15 protein-coding genes are annotated in these 15,224 nt (G+C 72.7%); 6 read left to right on the plus strand and 9 right to left on the minus strand.

Translation table 11 applies throughout. The features are described from left to right. Nucleotide 1: 1 nt before the first annotated feature. Genes K7B10_RS16295 through K7B10_RS16315 form a run of 5 tightly spaced genes read right to left on the minus strand, consistent with a single transcriptional unit; the run spans nucleotide 2 to nucleotide 3,697 of the window. A complete protein-coding gene (locus K7B10_RS16295; protein WP_229336732.1) occupies nucleotides 2–379 on the minus strand; it encodes a TadE/TadG family type IV pilus assembly protein in 378 nt (125 codons plus the stop codon). Continuing rightward, a complete protein-coding gene (locus K7B10_RS16300; RefSeq protein WP_229336733.1) occupies nucleotides 376–750 on the minus strand; it encodes a TadE family protein in 375 nt (124 codons plus the stop codon). Before K7B10_RS16300 ends, K7B10_RS16295 begins: the two co-directional genes overlap by 4 nt. 3 nt (nucleotides 751–753) lie before the next feature. Further along, nucleotides 754–2,031, minus strand: coding sequence for a CpaE/TadZ family protein (locus K7B10_RS16305; RefSeq protein WP_229336734.1), 1,278 nt, complete (start codon nucleotides 2,029–2,031; stop codon nucleotides 754–756). A gap of 7 nt (nucleotides 2,032–2,038) precedes the next feature. Further along, nucleotides 2,039–2,740 (minus strand): Flp pilus assembly protein CpaB, encoded by a 702-nt coding sequence (gene cpaB / locus K7B10_RS16310; RefSeq protein ID WP_229336735.1) that lies wholly within the window; start codon nucleotides 2,738–2,740, stop codon nucleotides 2,039–2,041. 39 nt (nucleotides 2,741–2,779) lie between these two features. Then, nucleotides 2,780–3,697 (minus strand): hypothetical protein, encoded by a 918-nt coding sequence (locus K7B10_RS16315; protein ID WP_229336736.1) that lies wholly within the window; start codon nucleotides 3,695–3,697, stop codon nucleotides 2,780–2,782. 382 nt (nucleotides 3,698–4,079) lie between these two features. Between K7B10_RS16315 and K7B10_RS16320 the strand changes: the two genes are divergently transcribed. Together K7B10_RS16320 and K7B10_RS16325 are read left to right on the plus strand one after the other, a co-directional pair. Next, the gene (locus K7B10_RS16320) at nucleotides 4,080–5,774 is read left to right on the plus strand and encodes a chitinase (protein ID WP_229336737.1); all 1,695 of its coding nucleotides are present in this window, start codon (nucleotides 4,080–4,082) and stop codon (nucleotides 5,772–5,774) included. Nucleotides 5,775–5,931: 157 nt separating this feature from the next. Next, nucleotides 5,932–7,269, plus strand: a complete 1,338-nt coding sequence (locus K7B10_RS16325; RefSeq protein ID WP_229336738.1) for a M14 family metallopeptidase — start codon at nucleotides 5,932–5,934, stop codon at nucleotides 7,267–7,269. 46 nt (nucleotides 7,270–7,315) lie between these two features. Here the strand turns inward: K7B10_RS16325 and K7B10_RS16330 are convergent, their stop codons facing one another. Beyond that, on the minus strand, nucleotides 7,316–8,875 hold the full coding sequence (locus tag K7B10_RS16330) for a tetratricopeptide repeat protein (RefSeq protein ID WP_229336739.1): 1,560 nt from the start codon (nucleotides 8,873–8,875) through the stop codon (nucleotides 7,316–7,318). A gap of 212 nt (nucleotides 8,876–9,087) precedes the next feature. Here K7B10_RS16330 and K7B10_RS16335 point away from each other — a divergent pair, with 212 nt between their 5' ends. Next, nucleotides 9,088–9,303 (plus strand): hypothetical protein, encoded by a 216-nt coding sequence (locus K7B10_RS16335; protein WP_229336740.1) that lies wholly within the window; start codon nucleotides 9,088–9,090, stop codon nucleotides 9,301–9,303. 7 nt (nucleotides 9,304–9,310) lie between these two features. On the opposite strand, the gene K7B10_RS16340 is transcribed toward K7B10_RS16335, so the two are convergent. Further along, complete coding sequence (locus K7B10_RS16340) at nucleotides 9,311–9,721, minus strand: RidA family protein (RefSeq protein WP_229336741.1); 411 nt, start codon at nucleotides 9,719–9,721, stop codon at nucleotides 9,311–9,313. Further along, nucleotides 9,718–10,491: an IclR family transcriptional regulator gene (locus K7B10_RS16345; RefSeq protein WP_229336742.1), complete on the minus strand. Its 774-nt coding sequence runs from the start codon at nucleotides 10,489–10,491 to the stop codon at nucleotides 9,718–9,720. Before K7B10_RS16345 ends, K7B10_RS16340 begins: the two co-directional genes overlap by 4 nt. Before the next feature lie 160 nt (nucleotides 10,492–10,651). Here K7B10_RS16345 and K7B10_RS16350 point away from each other — a divergent pair, with 160 nt between their 5' ends. Genes K7B10_RS16350 through K7B10_RS16360 form a run of 3 tightly spaced genes read left to right on the plus strand, consistent with a single transcriptional unit; the run spans nucleotide 10,652 to nucleotide 14,551 of the window. Then, complete coding sequence (locus tag K7B10_RS16350) at nucleotides 10,652–11,932, plus strand: amino acid deaminase (RefSeq protein WP_229336743.1); 1,281 nt, start codon at nucleotides 10,652–10,654, stop codon at nucleotides 11,930–11,932. Between the two features lie 13 nt (nucleotides 11,933–11,945). Beyond that, entirely contained in the window at nucleotides 11,946–13,517 is a 1,572-nt protein-coding gene (locus K7B10_RS16355) for an N-acyl-D-amino-acid deacylase family protein (protein WP_229336744.1), read from the plus strand. A 23-nt stretch (nucleotides 13,518–13,540) separates the two neighbouring features. Continuing rightward, the gene (locus K7B10_RS16360) at nucleotides 13,541–14,551 is read left to right on the plus strand and encodes a YdcF family protein (protein ID WP_229336745.1); all 1,011 of its coding nucleotides are present in this window, start codon (nucleotides 13,541–13,543) and stop codon (nucleotides 14,549–14,551) included. Between the two features lie 24 nt (nucleotides 14,552–14,575). On the opposite strand, the gene K7B10_RS16365 is transcribed toward K7B10_RS16360, so the two are convergent. After that, nucleotides 14,576–15,148, minus strand: coding sequence for a GNAT family N-acetyltransferase (locus K7B10_RS16365; protein ID WP_229336746.1), 573 nt, complete (start codon nucleotides 15,146–15,148; stop codon nucleotides 14,576–14,578). Nucleotides 15,149–15,224 lie beyond the last annotated feature (76 nt).

A 15,224-nucleotide genomic window follows, 5' to 3' on the forward strand; every position in this document is an offset into this window, starting at 1 on the left:
GTCACCCCTTCGGATCGTCGTTGGGCATGACGGCCGTGCGTTCGGCCGTGTACGAGTCCAGGCCGGGCACGATCGACCTGACGGTGATGCGGGCCGTCGCCGTGACCGCGTCGGGCCCCGGGTCGACGTCGATCTGCGCGAGCGAGGCGAGGCCGGGCCGGATCGCCGCCTTGCCGGCCGCCGCCCCGCCCTCGCCCCTGCGGGCCTCCACGCGGGCCGCGGTACGGGCGGCGGTGTCCGCCTGCTGCTCCACGTACGCGACCCAGCCGAGCTGGATCCCGCAGAGCGCGACGAACAGCAGGATCGGGATGAAGCCGATGTACTCCAGGGCGACTTGGCCCCGGTCGCGGTGCCGGTTCCGGTGTGGGTGCCGGTTCACTCGTCCTCCTTCGCGGAGCCGCCCTCGCCCGTGATCGGGGTGCCGATGTCCAGGCCCGGGAAGAAGACCGGGAGCCCCAGCTCCACGGTCGCCTTGTAGACGTCGCCGGACTCGCCGCAGCTCACGCTCACGTGCCAGGCGGTCCCGATGTGGCGCCGCGCCGCGGCGTCACAGGCCCCCGCCCCGTGCACCGCGCCCACCCGGGCCGCCTCGTCCGCCGCGTTGCCCGCCAGGGAGAACGCGTACCCGATCAGTACGCACTCCCACACCGCCGCCACGAGCAGCAGGATCAGCGGCACCATGCCGACGAACTCGAGCGCCACCTGCCCGCGATCGCGCCGGGCGGCCCGTACGGGTCTCCGCGCGGACATCCGTCAGCCCTCCCGGCCGCGGCGCAGCCGTGCCACCGGGCCCGTGGCCCGTACGGCGAGGGCCGCGCCCGGGTTTCCCGCGCCGGCGGCTTCGGGCGCCGCCGCGGACGGGGCGGTCAGCAGGCCGAGTTCGCCGGCCAGCGTCCACAGCGCCTGCTTCACGCTGGAGCGGTTGTCGAGGTCCTGCACCCGGCCCGCGTCCACCACCGCCTGGAGCTCCTTGAAGGCCGCCGGGACCGGGGTCCGGGTGGCCCGCGTCTTCGTGATCTTCTCGATCAGCGAGGGCTGGATCTCCGTGTGCTTGCTCCAGCGGTTGACCACCATCGCGGTGTCCTCCGCCTTGCGGACCTGGAGCCGCTCCCACATCCGGACCAGCCGCTTGGCCGCCCGTACGCAGACCACGTCGGGCGTGGTGACCAGGACCGCCACGTCCGCCATCTCCACCGCGGCCGCGTTCGCGCCGGTGACCTGGGTGCCGCAGTCGATGACGACGAGCTCGTACCGGCTGCGCAGGGCGCCGACGATGTGCCGGGCGGCGCGTTCGTCGACCTCCTCGCCTCGCTCTCCCTCCGCCGGGGCCAGCAGCAGCGCGAGCCCCGTCCGGTCCTCGTACACCGCGTCCTGGAGCACGCGCGGGGAGATGTCGTGGATCCCGGCGAGGTCGGCGATCGAGCGCCGGAACTGCACGTCGAGGTACGAGCCGACGTCGCCGGCCTGGAGGTCCATGTCGACGAGTGCCGTGCGCCGCCCAGAGGCGGCCGCGGCCAGCGCGAACTGGACGGCGGTGAAGGTGGTGCCGACGCCGCCCTTGGCCCCGGTGACGGTGACCACCGTGCCGCCCGGGCCGGTGAACACGTCGGCTCCCCGGCCCAGGTGGCGGCGTACGCCGACGGACCACTGGGCGGCGGCCTGCACGCGGGCGGCGAGTTCCTCGTAGGCGAGCGGCAGCCCGATCAGGCCCCGCGCGCCCGAGTCCATGGCGGCGGAGAAGACCGCCGGGCCGGCGTCCGAGGACACCAGCACCACGCCCACCGCCGGGAAGCGGAGCGCGACCTCGCGGATGAGGTCGAGCGCGGGCACCGGGCCGATCCGCTCGTGGACGAGGACGACCTCGGGCAGTTCGTCGATGGACTCGGCGGCCAGCCGCCCCAGGGTGTCGAGCAGCGTGGTGGAGTCGGGGACCGGGGCGCCCGGCTCGGCGGCCGGGAGCTGGCTCAGGAGGGTGGAGATGGCGCGGGCGGCGTCCGGGTCGCCGGCCGCGGGGAGGATTCGGGTGGTCATCCGGGCCTCACTTGTCCCCGTCGAGGGTGTACGTACGGTCGCCCGGGCCGGGCGCGGAGTCGGTGCCGGGGGCCACCAGGGCCAGGCGTACGTGCTCCGCGAAGGACTCGGCGTACGCGACGCGCTGGGTGTCCTTGGTGTTCAGGGCGAAGGTGATCGGGACCGCCTCGGCGGGGCCCTTCCTGTCGCTGTCCTTGTCGAGGGCGGTGAGCTTGCCGACGTTCAGGACGCGGGCGTTCGCCACGATGATCACCGAGCGGGAGGGCTCGGTGTCCTTGGCGCCCTTGAAGGTGGCGATGATGTTGACCTTGGCCCCGGAGTAGATCTTGCCGGCCACGCCGGTCGCCGCGTCGATCATGATGGCGATCTCCTGCTCCCCGGGCTGGAGCTGCGGCTTGTCGACGAACATGTCCGACTGGAGCAGTGAGCCCTTGCGCAGGGTGGTGAGCGCGATCTTGTCCTTGAGCAGGCCGAGGTCGGTGACGGCGGTGTCGGACAGCCAGCGCCGGGGGATGGAGACTTCCTCGAACTGGCCCGCCGACAGCGGGCTGTAGGGAGGGACGTCCCCCTTGGCGCGATAGGCGGTGACCTCGGCCCCGACCTTGGAATTGACGTCGCCGATCACCACGAGGACCCCGCCGAACGCCGCGAGGGCGCACAGGACCGACAGGAGCAGCAGGATGACGCCGCGGCGCTGGCGTGAGTTCATGGGCCGTACTACCTCGCCGTTCTTCGATCGTTCAGCCGGTCAGTGTCTTGGTCTGGGGACGCCGGCGAAGGCCGACGCCGCCTTCCGCTCCCCGGGCTCGGCCGGCGGCGGGGCGGCCAGGGGTGCGGCGCAGAAGCCGCAGCGGTCGCCGATGAGTTCGAGGCCGCACCAGTGGCACTCCTCGCGGCGGACCGAGGCGACCAGCTGGTAGAGCACGGACGGGTCGGGGATGGCGGCGGCGAACTCGACCAGCTTCGCCGTGGCCCACCAGGCGGGCGAGTCGGCCGGGAGCGGGTTCTCCATGACGCCCTGGACCCGCCAGGCGGGGGCCAGTTCGGCCGCCACCCAGTCGGAGGCGAGCTGGCCGCGCGCGAAGGTGAGGTGGGTGGCGTACGCGGGGCCGGGCGGCAGGGCGGAGCCCCCGGCGTGCGCGCCGCCCCCGCCCGAGCCGGTCAGCTTGGCCAGGTGCGGGGTCGGGTGGGCCAGTACGGCGAACTGCGCGCTCGGCGACCACGAGCGGGCGTGCGCCTTGAGACCGACCGGGACCCGGTCCAGTTTGGCGACGGAGCCCAGCAGGGCTCCGGCGTGGATGTAGTGGGACAGCAGCCGGGCGGCGGAGGCGATGACTCCGGGGCTGAAGTCGCAGACGCTGAGCTGGCGCAGCTGACGGACCAGCAGGGCCGTGGCCAGCGGGGGCAGATCGATGTCGAGGAGGGCGATCCGGTCGGTCTCCAGGATGGCCCGCACGGTGTGCAGCCGCCGGACGGTCGCGGCCGGCAGCCAGGGCGGCACGACGGCCACGAGGTGTCCGTGGCGCTCCAGCAGGGCGCTCGTCTCGGCGAGGGCGCCCGCGAGGTCGAGCTGTCCGGGCGGGTGCAGGACGACGGCCGGCGGTGTGTGCCGGTCGGGGGCCGGCAGCACCAGATCGGCACTGGTGACGGCAATGGCGGTCGGCACGCGAATCCCCCTGTTCACCCCGTACGCCCCATACGTCGGCGCCGACGTCACGTACGCGCACCCCTGCGCGACCGCAAACAATCGACGCCCTTCCCCCTTGCCCCAGCACCATATCCGCGTCGTCCCTGGCAGGGCAGGGCCTTGGTAATTCCCGTACGGGCGGGCCCGGTCACAGGTGGCGGGAAACCCGGACATCCAGGATCGGAGGGTCGATCAATTCAAGCCACATTGCAAAGGGCCTTGACAGGGGGATTGGTCTGGACCAACTTGGCCCCAACGCGGCGACGCGCCAACGGGGTTTCCCCCACCCACGGCCCCGGGTGCGTTCGTTCACCAGTTCCACCTCCCCCTTCACATCCCCTTCTCCCCCCACGGAGACCACGTGAACCGCATACGCTCGCTCGCCCTCCTGGGCGCCGCCACCCTGACCGCAGGCGGCCTGACCGCCCTCGCGACCGGCACCGCGCAGGCCGCCGACATCAACGTCGTCCGCAACGGAGGCTTCGAGTCCGGGCTCGCCGACTGGACCTGCAGCTCCGGGAGCGGGGCCGTCGTCTCCTCCCCCGTCCGCACGGGGGCCGCCGCCCTCAAAGGAACGCCGGCGGGTCAGGACAGCGCGCAGTGCAGTCAGACCGTCAAGGTCAAGCCGAACTCGACGTACACGCTCAGCGAGCAGGTGCAGGGCTCGTACGTGTACCTCGGCGTGACCGGGACCGGCACGCAGGACGTGTCCACCTGGACCCCCGGCTCGGGCGGCGGCTGGCAGCAGCTCTCCACCACCTTCACCACGGGCGCGAGCACCACGCAGGTGACGGTGTGGACGCACGGCTGGTACGGACAGCCCGCCTACGTCGTCGACGACTTCAGCGTCTTCGGCCCGGACGGGGGCGGCGGCACCGACCCCGGCCCGTCCGTCCCCGGCGCCCCGGCCGGCGCCGCCGTTTCCGGCCAGAGCGCGAACGGGCTCACCCTTTCGTGGAACGCGGTCAGCGGCGCGAGCGGCTACTACGTCTATCAGGACGGAGTCCGCGTCAAGACCGTGTCCGGCTCCCCCGCCCAGATCACCGGGCTCACCGCCGCCACCTCGTACTCCTTCCAGGTGAGCGCGTACAACGCGGCGGGCGAGGGCCCGAAGTCGGCGGCGGTGACCGGCACGACGACCGGCGGCGGCAACCCGGACCCGAACCCGTCGGTGCCCAAGCACGCGCTGACCGGCTACTGGCAGAACTTCAACAACGGCGCGACCGTCCAGAAGATCTCCGACGTCCCGGCCCAGTACGACATCATCGCGGTCTCCTTCGCCGATGCCACGACCACGCCCGGGGCCATCGCCTTCAACCTCGACTCGGCCGGTCTCGGCGGCTACACGGTCGCCCAGTTCAAGGCCGACATCGCCGCGAAGAAGGCCGCCGGCAAGTCCGTCATCCTCTCCATCGGCGGCGAGAAGGGCACCATCTCGGTGAACGACCCGACCTCCGCGAACAACCTGGCGAACTCGGCGTACGCGCTGATGCAGGAGTACGGCTTCAGCGGGATCGACATCGACCTGGAGAACGGCCTCAACCCGACCTACATGACGCAGGCGCTGCGCTCGCTGTCCGCCAAGGCCGGCTCCTCGCTCGTCATCACGATGGCCCCGCAGACCATCGACATGCAGTCCACGTCGGGCGGCTACTTCAAGACGGCTCTGAACATCAAGGACATCCTGACCGTCGTCAACATGCAGTACTACAACAGCGGCTCGATGAACGGCTGCGACGGCAAGGTCTACTCGCAGGGCTCGGTGGACTTCCTCACCGCACTGGCCTGCATCCAGCTGGAGGGCGGGCTCGACCCCTCGCAGGTGGGCATCGGCGTGCCGGCCTCGCCGAGCGGCGCGGGCAGCGGGTACGTCTCCCCGACCATCGTGAACAACGCCCTGGACTGCCTGGCCAGGGGCACGAACTGCGGGTCCTTCAAGCCGTCGAGGACCTACCCGGGACTGCGCGGCGCGATGACCTGGTCGACCAACTGGGACGCCAAGGCGGGTAGCGCTTGGTCCAACTCGGTGGGTCCGAAGGTTCACGCCCTGCCCTAGGCGGTACGTGTGGGGGTGGCCGTCCCGGTGGGTGGCCGTCCGGCGGGCCGCCATCCCGGCGGATCTGGCCGGAATGGAGTTCTTGACCGGGACATGCCAGAAGAGCACGCTGTGCGCGTCCGCACGGCTACCCCCACACTCCCACCCAGGAGAACGCATGCGGCTCCACACCCGACGCAGGGCCGCCGTCACGGCGGCCCTGCTCGCTCTCGCGCTCGGCGCACCCGCCTACGGCATGAGCGCGACGGCGGCCCCGCCGCCGACCCCCTCGACCGCCACCCAGGACGAGGCCGTCACCCAGTACGAGATCAAGGGCCCGGCCACGGCGGCCGAACGCACGGCCCTGCTCCGTACGGGCGTCTCGATCGACGAGGTCGACGCCCGCTCGGTCGTCGTCAGCGCCGACCCCATGCAGGCCAAGGAGCTGCGGGCGCTCGGCTACAAGCTGACCGCGCTGCCAGGGCCGCCCGACCGCTCCGAGCGGGGGGTCGCGGCGAACCCGATGGATTTCCCGTCCAAGGACTCGATGTACCACAACTACGCCGAGGCCGGCGCGGAGATCGACCAGCGCATCGCGCAGTACCCCTCGATCATGAGCAAGAAGGTGATCGGGAAGTCGTACCAGGGCCGGGACATCGTCGCCATCAAGATCAGCGACAACGTCGCCACCGACGAGAACGAGCCCGAAGTGCTCTTCACGCACCACCAGCACGCCCGCGAGCACCTGACCGTCGAGATGGCGCTCTACCTGCTCAAGGAGTTCGGCTCCAAGTACGGCACCGACTCGCGGATCACCAACATGGTCAACGGCCGCGAGATCTGGATCGTGCCGGACCTCAACCCGGACGGCGGCGAGTACGACATCGCCACCGGCTCGTACCGCTCCTGGCGCAAGAACCGGCAGCCGAACGCCGGCTCCTCGTACGTCGGCACCGACCTGAACCGCAACTGGGACTACAAGTGGGGCTGCTGCGGCGGCTCCAGCAGCAGCAAGAGCTCCGAGACCTACCGCGGGGCGGCCGGCGAGTCGGCCCCCGAGGTGAAGGTGGTCGCGGACTTCGTGCGCAGCCGCGTGATCGGCGGCAAGCAGCAGATCACCGCGTCGATCGACTTCCACACGTACAGCCAGCTGGTGCTGTGGCCCTTCGGGTGGACGTACAACGACACCGCGCCGGGCCTGACGGCGGACGACCTCGCCGTCTACAAGACCATCGGCACGAGCATGGCCCGCAGCAACGGCTACACGCCGGAGCAGTCGAGCGACCTGTACATCACGGACGGGACGATCGACGACTGGCTGTGGGGCAACCAGAAGATCTTCACGTACACCTTCGAGATGTACCCGTCCGAGTCCGGCAGCGGGGGCGGCTTCTACCCGCCGGACGAGGTGATCGAGCGCGAGACGGCGCGCAACCGCGACGCCGTGCTGCAGCTTCTGGAGAACGCGGACTGCATGTACCGCTCGATCGGGAAGCAGGCGCAGTACTGCACGTGATCCGGGAGCCGGACCGGGGGCGCCCCACCGCCAGGGGGGCGCCCCTTCAGCTTTCGGAGCGGCCGCTCGGGAGGGCGGGCGCCGCCTGCCCCGCGATCCGCAGGAGCGCGCCCGTGACCTCGACGTCCGGGTGCGCGGGGCCGAGCACCCGGACGCGCGCGCGGTGGATCTCTTCGAGGAGCGGCCGGGCGGCGTCCGGGCCGTCGAGTGCCAGTACCGCGTAGGCGAGGGCCGTCCTGGTCAGCAGCGTGTGGGGGTGTTCGGCGCCCAGCACCCGGGTCCGGGCGTCCCGCACCTGTTCGTACAGCGGCCTTGCCGCTCGCGGGTCGTGACGGTGCGTCACGACAGCGCGGTTGTGGCGGATGCCCAGGGTGACACGGGACTCGTCGCCCAGTGCGCGCTTGGACTGTTCACACAGGTGCCCGAGCAGCACCCGGGCAGCGGGCATGTCGACGGCCGCCAGGATGACGGACAGGACGTTGCCGGCGGCGAGGGTGGAGGGATGGTCCTCGCCCAGGACGCACAGAGCATCGATGTGCGTCTGCTCGGCCAGTTCCAGCGAACGGTGCGGGTCCCCGTCGGCGTGGACGAGCCTGGCGTGGCGAGCACGCGCCTTCAGGGTCAGCGGGTGCGCCCGGCCCAGGTGCTGCGTCGCGTCGGCGACGATGCGCTCCAGCGATTTCCGGCCGTGCGCGGCGGAGCGCGTGCCCTTCCAGTGCACCTGCGCCGCCTGGATCCGGGCGGCGAACAGCACGGGGTGGTGCGCCTCGTACTCCGCCACGAGGTCCGGCAGCAGGCGGGCCAGCTGGTCCTCGGCTTCGTCGATCTCGCCGACCATCTTGGCCGCGTGGGCCCCGCCGAGCCGGGAGAGCAGGGTGATCCGGTCGTCGGAGCCATCGCGTGCCACTTCCCGGTAGAGCCTGCGCCCCTGCGCCGCATCGCCCGCGGACGCCGTCCAGGCCGCCAGCCGGAGGCGGGCGAGCCGCGTGAGCGTGTGCTCCTCCCCGAGGGCCGCGCGGCACTCGGCCAGCAGGGTGTCGGTCGCGGCCCTCGCCGCGCGGCGGTTTCCCGCCTCCCCGACCCAGTACGCGGCCACGTGCCGGACGGCCAGCGCCTCCGGATCCCGCAGCCCGTGCGCCTCCAGGACGCTGCGCTGGAGTTCCCACGCGACATCGCGGGCCTGGCGGTACATGCCCAGGGCCGCGAGCTCACCGATGGCGGCGGCCGTGCGAGACGTGTGCCGGTCTTTCGGCCAGCCGATCCCGGGGCCCGGTCGGCGTCCCGCCAGTGGGTCGTCCCAGCCGAACACCCCCTCGGTTCCCGTGACCGGGGGCTGCGCGGCATGGCCGCGGTCCCGGTCGTCGAGCGCCTCCCACCGGGCCTGCCAGGCCCTCCGGTCCAGCCAGGGGGCGGCGGCCGGGTGGTCCTGCTCGGTGTTGGCGAGCAGGACCGCGACCAGGTCCGCGAGCTTCCCGGTGCATTCCCTCCCGGCCCTCGTATCCGCCCTGCGCAGCAGGTCGGAAACGGTCGACTTGGGCAGGGAAGTGCCCATCGCCCCGGCCGCGTTCACGATCTGCCTGTAGCGCATCCCGGTGGCTTCGTTCAAGGACCGCAGATCCGAACGGAACTGGCTCCACGAGTCTTTCATGGGCCGATCTTCCCGGACGCCGGGACGGCGCGGGCCGTTTCCGGGACGCCCGCGGCGCCGTCCGGGACGCAACCGGACCGTCCCGGAATCCGCATGGCCGGCCCCGCAGGTGTTGACCTGGGGCTCCACGGCCGGGGACAAGCCGCGGCCGTGACGTGAAGGAGCCTGCCGTGCCCGTTTCCCCGAACCCGTCCGGGTCCAAGTCCACCTTCGAACCCGAGTCCGGGCCGGGTTCCGCGACCCGTCCGCGCCGCCCGTACTTCGAGCTGCGCGTCGGCGACTTCGAGATGAGCCTGGGGCGGCGGCCCGCCCGGCTGATCGGCTGGCTGGGGTCCGCCCTCGTCTCCGCGGGCGGGGTGTGGCTGGGCGTCAACTGGCCTTTCTGAGGCCCGGTCAGCCGAGGACGGCGAGGGCGTCGATCTCGATGAGGAGGCCCGCGGGGAGGCCCACGTAGACCGTGGTGCGGGCGGCCGGGGCCTCCTTCAGGCCCTGCTCCTCGAAGTAGGCGTTGTACAGGGCGTTCATCTCGGCGAAGTGGTCCGTGTCGGTCAGGTAGACGCGGATCATCATCACGTCGTCCCAGCCCGCGCCGCCGGCCTCCAGTACGGAGCGGACGTTCTCCAGCGTCTGGAGGGTCTGCTCGCGCAGGGTCGGGCCGGCGGGGGTGGGCGCCTGGCCGTCCACGTGCGGGAGGAAGCCGACCTGTCCGGCGACCTGGAGGATGTTCCCCTTGCGCACGCCGTGCGAGAAGCGGGCGGGCGGGGTGGTGTGGGTGTCGGGGGTGATGGCGGTCTTCTCGGTCACGGGGTGTCCTCGTCGTTCTGTGGGACGTGCGGGGAGCCGGAGTACTCCCGGCTGATGGTGTCGGCGGTGCGCAGGACCAGGGGGAGCAGTTCGAGCAGCCCCTCGGCGGTGACGACCACGCTGGGCGCGGAGACGGACAGGGCGGCGACGGCCTGGCCACCGGGCCCGCGCACGGGCGCGCCCAGGCAGTTGACGGACTCCTCGTGCCCGCCGAGATCGGTGGCCCAGCCCTGGTCCCGTACGCGGGCCAGCTCGCGCAGGAAGGCCTGCGCGTCGGGGGTGGAGCGGGCGGTGTGGCGGGGGTAGTCGACGCGCTCGGCGAGGCTGCGCCGCTCGGCCTCGGGGAGGTCGGCGAGCAGCACCTTCGCGACGGCGGCGACCGTGAGGGGGACGGGGCGGCCGATGCGGGAGTACATGCGGACGGGGTAGCGGCTCTCGACCTTGTCGATGTACACCACCTCGTCGTCCTGGTGGAGGGCGAGGTGCACGGTGTGGCCGGTGAGGCGGTTGAGCTCGACGAGGTGGGGGTGGGCGACGGTGCGGACGTCGAGGCTCTCGACTGCTTCGGCGGCGAGCGCGAAGAGCTGGGCCCCCAGGCGGTAGCGGCCGTCGGGCTGGCGGTAGACGAAGCCGTGCTCGTGCAGGGTGCGCAGGAGGCGCAGGGCGGTGCTCTTGTGCACGCCGAGCTCCTCGGCGACCTCCCCGAGACCCGCCGCGCCCTTGGCGAGCAGCGGCAGGATGCCGAGCGCCCTGTCCACCGACTGGCTCACGCCGCGTCCTTCCCTGCTGCCGTAGCCGTCCGCCGCGCGCGGGCTTTGCGGAACCCGCCCACGCGGCCGGCCGTTGACCCCACGTATGCAGGATGCTAGACAGCAAGCGGCACAACACGCAACGCACGTTGCAGAGAATGCAACGCGAGGAGGAATCCGCATGGGCAGCGACGCAGTCCGACGGCTCGCCGACGAACCGCTCGACCACCGGTTCAAGGGGCTGCCGCCCGACGCCGAGCGGGCGGGGCTCACCGTCGGGCAGCTGGCCGCCGAGAAGCGGGACCTCTACTCCGGCGGTTTCACCACCCCCGTCCTGACGCTCGACGCCGAAGCGCTGGAGCACAACCTCACCGCCCTCGGCACCTACGCCGCCCGCCACGGCCTCGCCTTCGCCCCGCACGGCAAGACCTGCATGGCTCCGCAGCTCTTCCGGCGCCAGCTCGACCACGGCGCCTGGGGCATCACCGCCGCCGTCCCCCACCAGGCCCGCGTCTACCGGGCCTTCGGCATCCAGCGGATCTTCCTCGCCAACGAGCTCGTCGACCCGGCCGCGCTGCGCTGGGTGGCCGCCGAGCTCGCCGCCGACCCCGGCTTCCGCTTCGTCTGCTACGTGGACTCCGTCCGCGGGGTGCAGCTCATGGACCGGGCCCTGCGGGGGCAGCCCCAGGTCGTCGACGTCGTCGTCGAGCTCGGCGCCGGCGAGGGCGCCCGCACCGGTGCCCGGACCGACGAGGACTGCCGGGCCGTCGCCGACGCCGTGGCCGAGTCCGCCACCCTGCGCCTCGTCGGCATCGCCGGGTACGAGGCCGAGGTCCCCGGCGCGGATCCGGAATCCGTCCACGCGTACCTGCGCCGGCTCACGGCGCTGGCCGTCGAGTTCGACCGGGCCGGGCGGTTCGCCGCCGACCTCTCGGAGATCGTCGTCAGCGCCGGCGGCTCCGCCTGGTTCGACGCCGTCGCCGACGTGTTCGCCGAACTCCCGGAGCTCTCGCGACCGGTGCTGAGGCTCCTGCGCTCCGGTGCGTACGTCTCCCACGACCACGGCTGGTACACCCGCCTGACCCCCTTCAACCGCGTCCCGGAGGAGGGCGGCCTGCGCCCCGCCTTCCGGCTCTGGACCCAGGTCGTCTCCCGCCCCTCCCCCACGCAGGCCTTCGTCAACGCCGGCAAGCGCGACATCGCGTACGACCTCGGCCTGCCCGAGGCCGAGCTGGTGCGCGACGCGCTGACCGGCGAGGAGCGCCCGGCCGCCGGAGTCCGCGTGGTCAAACTCTCCGACCAGCACGCCTGGCTGGAGACCGAGGCCGCGGACGACGTGAACGTCGGGGACTGGGTGGCGCTCGGCATGTCCCACCCCTGCACGATCTTCGAGAAGTGGCCGCTGATCCCGGTCGTCGAGGCCGACGGCACGGTCACCGACTACGTCCGCACCTTCTTCTAGCCGAGCCGCGCCGGTGGACCTGGTCATCCGCGGGGCCCGCGTCGTCGACGGCACGGGCGGGCCCTCGTACACCGCCGACGTGGGCGTCCACGAGGGCCGGATCGCCGAGATCGGCCGGATCCGCTCCGGCGGCCGGCGCACCGTCGACGCGTACGGGCTCGCCCTGGCCCCCGGCTTCGTCGACATGCACGCGCACAGCGACCTCGCCCTGCTCCGCGACCCGGACCACAGCGCCAAGGCCGCACAGGGCGTGACCCTCGAAGTCCTGGGCCAGGACGGGCTCTCGTACGCGCCCGTCGACGACCGCACCCTCGCCGAGGTGCGGGCGGCCATCACCGGCTGGAACGGCGCGGGCGAGGACGTCGCGTTCGACTGGCGGGACGTGGGCGGCTACCTGGACCGGCTCGACCGCTCCGGCATCGCCGTCAACGCCGCGTACCTCGTCCCGCAGGGCACCGTCCGCGCGTACGCCCTCGGCTGGGGCGACCGTCCCGCGACCCCCGCCGAGCTCGACCGGATGCGCACGCTCGTCGCCGAGGGCCTCGCGCAGGGCGCGGTCGGCATGTCCTCGGGGCTCACCTACACCCCCGGCATGTACGCGTCCGGCACCGAACTGGCGGAGCTGTGCCGGGTGGTGGCCTCGTACGGCGGCTACTACTGCCCGCACCACCGCTCGTACGGGCGCGGCGCGCTGGCCGCGTACGCCGAGATGGTCGCCCTGGCCCGGGAGGCGGGCTGCGCGCTGCACCTCGCGCACGCCACCATGAACTTCGCGGAGAACGAGGGCCGGGCGGGCGAGCTGCTCTCCCTCCTCGACCGGGCCCTCGCCGACGGGGCCGACATCAGCCTCGACTCGTACCCGTACACCCCCGGCTGCACCACGCTCGTGGCGCTGCTGCCCGGCTGGGCGAACGAGGGCGGGCCGCGGGCCGTGCTCGCACGGCTGCGCGACGACGCCGAGGCAGAGCGGATCCGGTACGCGCTGGAGGTGACCGGGTCGGACGGCTGCCACGGCGTCCCGGTCGACTGGGCGACGATCGAGATCGCGGGGACGGCGGACCCGGCGCACGGGGCGTGCGTGGGCACGCGCCTGCGGGACTGGGAGGGTGCCCGGCGGCTGCTGCTGGCGGACCGGCTCGGGCCGACGGTCCTCCAGCACGTCGGGCACGAGGAGAACGTCCGGGCGATCATGCGGCACCGGGTGCACACCGGTGGCTCCGACGGGATCCTGCAGGGCGCGAAACCGCATCCGCGGGCGTACGGGACCTTCCCGCACTACCTGGGCCACTACGTGCGCGAGCTCGGCGTGCTCTCGCTCGAGGAGTGCGTGGCCCATCTGGCGGGCCGTCCGGCGGCCCGACTGCGGCTCCCGGACCGGGGGTTGGTGCGGGCCGGGTACCTGGCCGACCTCGTGCTCTTCGATCCGGACACGGTCGCGGCCGGGTCGACCTACGAGAACCCGCGCGTGCTGCCGGCCGGCATCCCGCACGTGCTGATCGACGGACGGTTCGTCATGCGGGACGGGCGCAGGACGGACGTCCTGGCGGGGCGGTCGGTCCGCAGGACGCCGTACAGGGGTCGTTGACGGCCCCGCCTACGATGGGCGGCATGCTCGCCTTTGTCCCCGCCGCGCTGTTTTTCGTCCTCTTCTGCGTGAGTGTGCGGGAGGACCGCCGGCGCTTCCGGAACGCGGTCCTCCTGGGCCTCACCCTCATGTTCGGCTCGATCGGCCTGCTGTTCCAGATACCTGAACTGCCGTCACCGCTGGACGCCATCGCGGTCCTGCTGGTGCTGGCCGTGCCGGCGCTCGGCACTCTCGTCCTCGGCGGCTACCTGATCCGCAACGGCCTGACGATGCTCCGCAAGGAGGGCCGCAGCCCGACCAACATGCTGTCCATGGCGGCGGGCCTGGGCATCTTCGCGCTGATCGCGCTGGTCCTGGGGGTGGCGGGGCGGGGCTCCCGGGTCGTGGACACGATGGTGGCGGGCCTGGTCATGCTCGTCGGCTACGTCTCCTTCATCTTCCTCTGCTTCCTGGCGTACGCCTTCCTGTACGGGCGGATCACCGTGCGCGGCGACGTGGACTACGTGGTGATGCTGGGCTCCGGGCTCATCTGCGGCGAGCGGGTGTCCCCGCTGCTGGCTTCCCGGCTGGAGAAGGGCCGGCAGATCCACGCCGCCCAGGTGGCCCGCGGCGGGCGGACTCCGCTGCTGCTGGTCTCGGGCGGGCAGGGGTCGGACGAGAAGCTCTCGGAGGCGCGGGCGATGGCCGACTGGCTGATCGCGCGGGGCGTCCCGGAGGAGCAGGTACGGCTGGAGGACCGCTCGGCCACGACGAAGGAGAACCTCGCCTTCAGCCGCACGATCATGGCCGAAGCCGACCCCGACTACCGATGCGTGGTCGTCACCAACAACTTCCACGCGTTCCGGGCCGCGATGACCGCCCGCACGGCCGGGGTCAACGGCCAGGTGCTCGGCTCCCCGACGGCCACGTACTTCTGGCCGAGCGCCACCCTCCGCGAGTTCGTCGCGGTCTTCTGGGAGCACCGGACGGTGAACCTGAGCATCTGCGCGGGGATAGTGGCCGTGACGGCGCTGGCGGCCGTCGCCTCGGCGTAGGCGCCGCGACGGGCGGCGGGAACGTCACAGGGCGCGCTCGCGTGCGTGCAGGTGTCCGTCGGCGGGATGGGCGGGCGGATCCGCGGCCAGGACCCCCCTCAGCTCGTACCCGCATTTCTGCGCGACGCGGCACGACGCCGGGTTGTCCACCTGGTGCAGGAGCTCCAGGCGCGTCAGCCCGCGGTCGCCGAAGGAGGCGAAGGCCCAGTCGGTCAGCGCCCGCAGGGCGCGCGGCGCCACGTCCCGGCCGCGGGCGTGGGCGGCGGTCCAGTAGCCGACCTCGGCGGACGCGGCTCCGGGGACGGCGCCCTTGAGGACCACGTGCCCGGCTATCGGCCCCTCCCCTTCCCCGTCGGCCCGGGGCTCCACGACGGCGAAGGTGAGGCGGCTGCCCGTTTCCCATCCCCGCTGCTGGTCCCTGACCCACCGCTCCGCGCTCGCCCCGTCGTGGACGGCGGCGCCCGTCCAGCGGCGCAGGGCTGCGTCCCGGTACACCTCGACCAGCTCGGCGCTGTCGGCCGGCCGCCACGGACGCAGCCGGAGAGCGGGGGCGGTCGGCGTGGCGGCGGCCTCCAGCCGCGGAGTGATCTTGTCCATGGAGGGAGGGTACGAGTCCGAGGTGCGTTCATGGGGATGTCGCCGGAGGATGAGGGAACCGGGGGGCATGGAAGCA

This window comes from Streptomyces flavotricini, from assembly GCF_020639365.1.
Classification (GTDB): Bacteria; Actinomycetota; Actinomycetes; order Streptomycetales; family Streptomycetaceae; genus Streptomyces; species Streptomyces flavotricini.

Bases quoted from the DNA above. Each gene is read 5' to 3' on its own strand.
- K7B10_RS16300 (WP_229336733.1), bottom strand. From the start codon at position 750: ATGTCCGCGCGGAGACCCGTACGGGCCGCCCGGCGCGATCGCGGGCAG.
- K7B10_RS16305 (WP_229336734.1), bottom strand. From the start codon at position 2,031: ATGACCACCCGAATCCTCCCCGCGGCCGGCGACCCGGACGCCGCCCGC.
- cpaB (WP_229336735.1), bottom strand. From the start codon at position 2,740: ATGAACTCACGCCAGCGCCGCGGCGTCATCCTGCTGCTCCTGTCGGTC.
- K7B10_RS16325 (WP_229336738.1), top strand. From the start codon at position 5,932: ATGCGGCTCCACACCCGACGCAGGGCCGCCGTCACGGCGGCCCTGCTC.
- K7B10_RS16350 (WP_229336743.1), top strand. From the start codon at position 10,652: ATGGGCAGCGACGCAGTCCGACGGCTCGCCGACGAACCGCTCGACCAC.
- K7B10_RS16360 (WP_229336745.1), top strand. From the start codon at position 13,541: ATGCTCGCCTTTGTCCCCGCCGCGCTGTTTTTCGTCCTCTTCTGCGTG.
- K7B10_RS16365 (WP_229336746.1), bottom strand. From the start codon at position 15,148: ATGGACAAGATCACTCCGCGGCTGGAGGCCGCCGCCACGCCGACCGCC.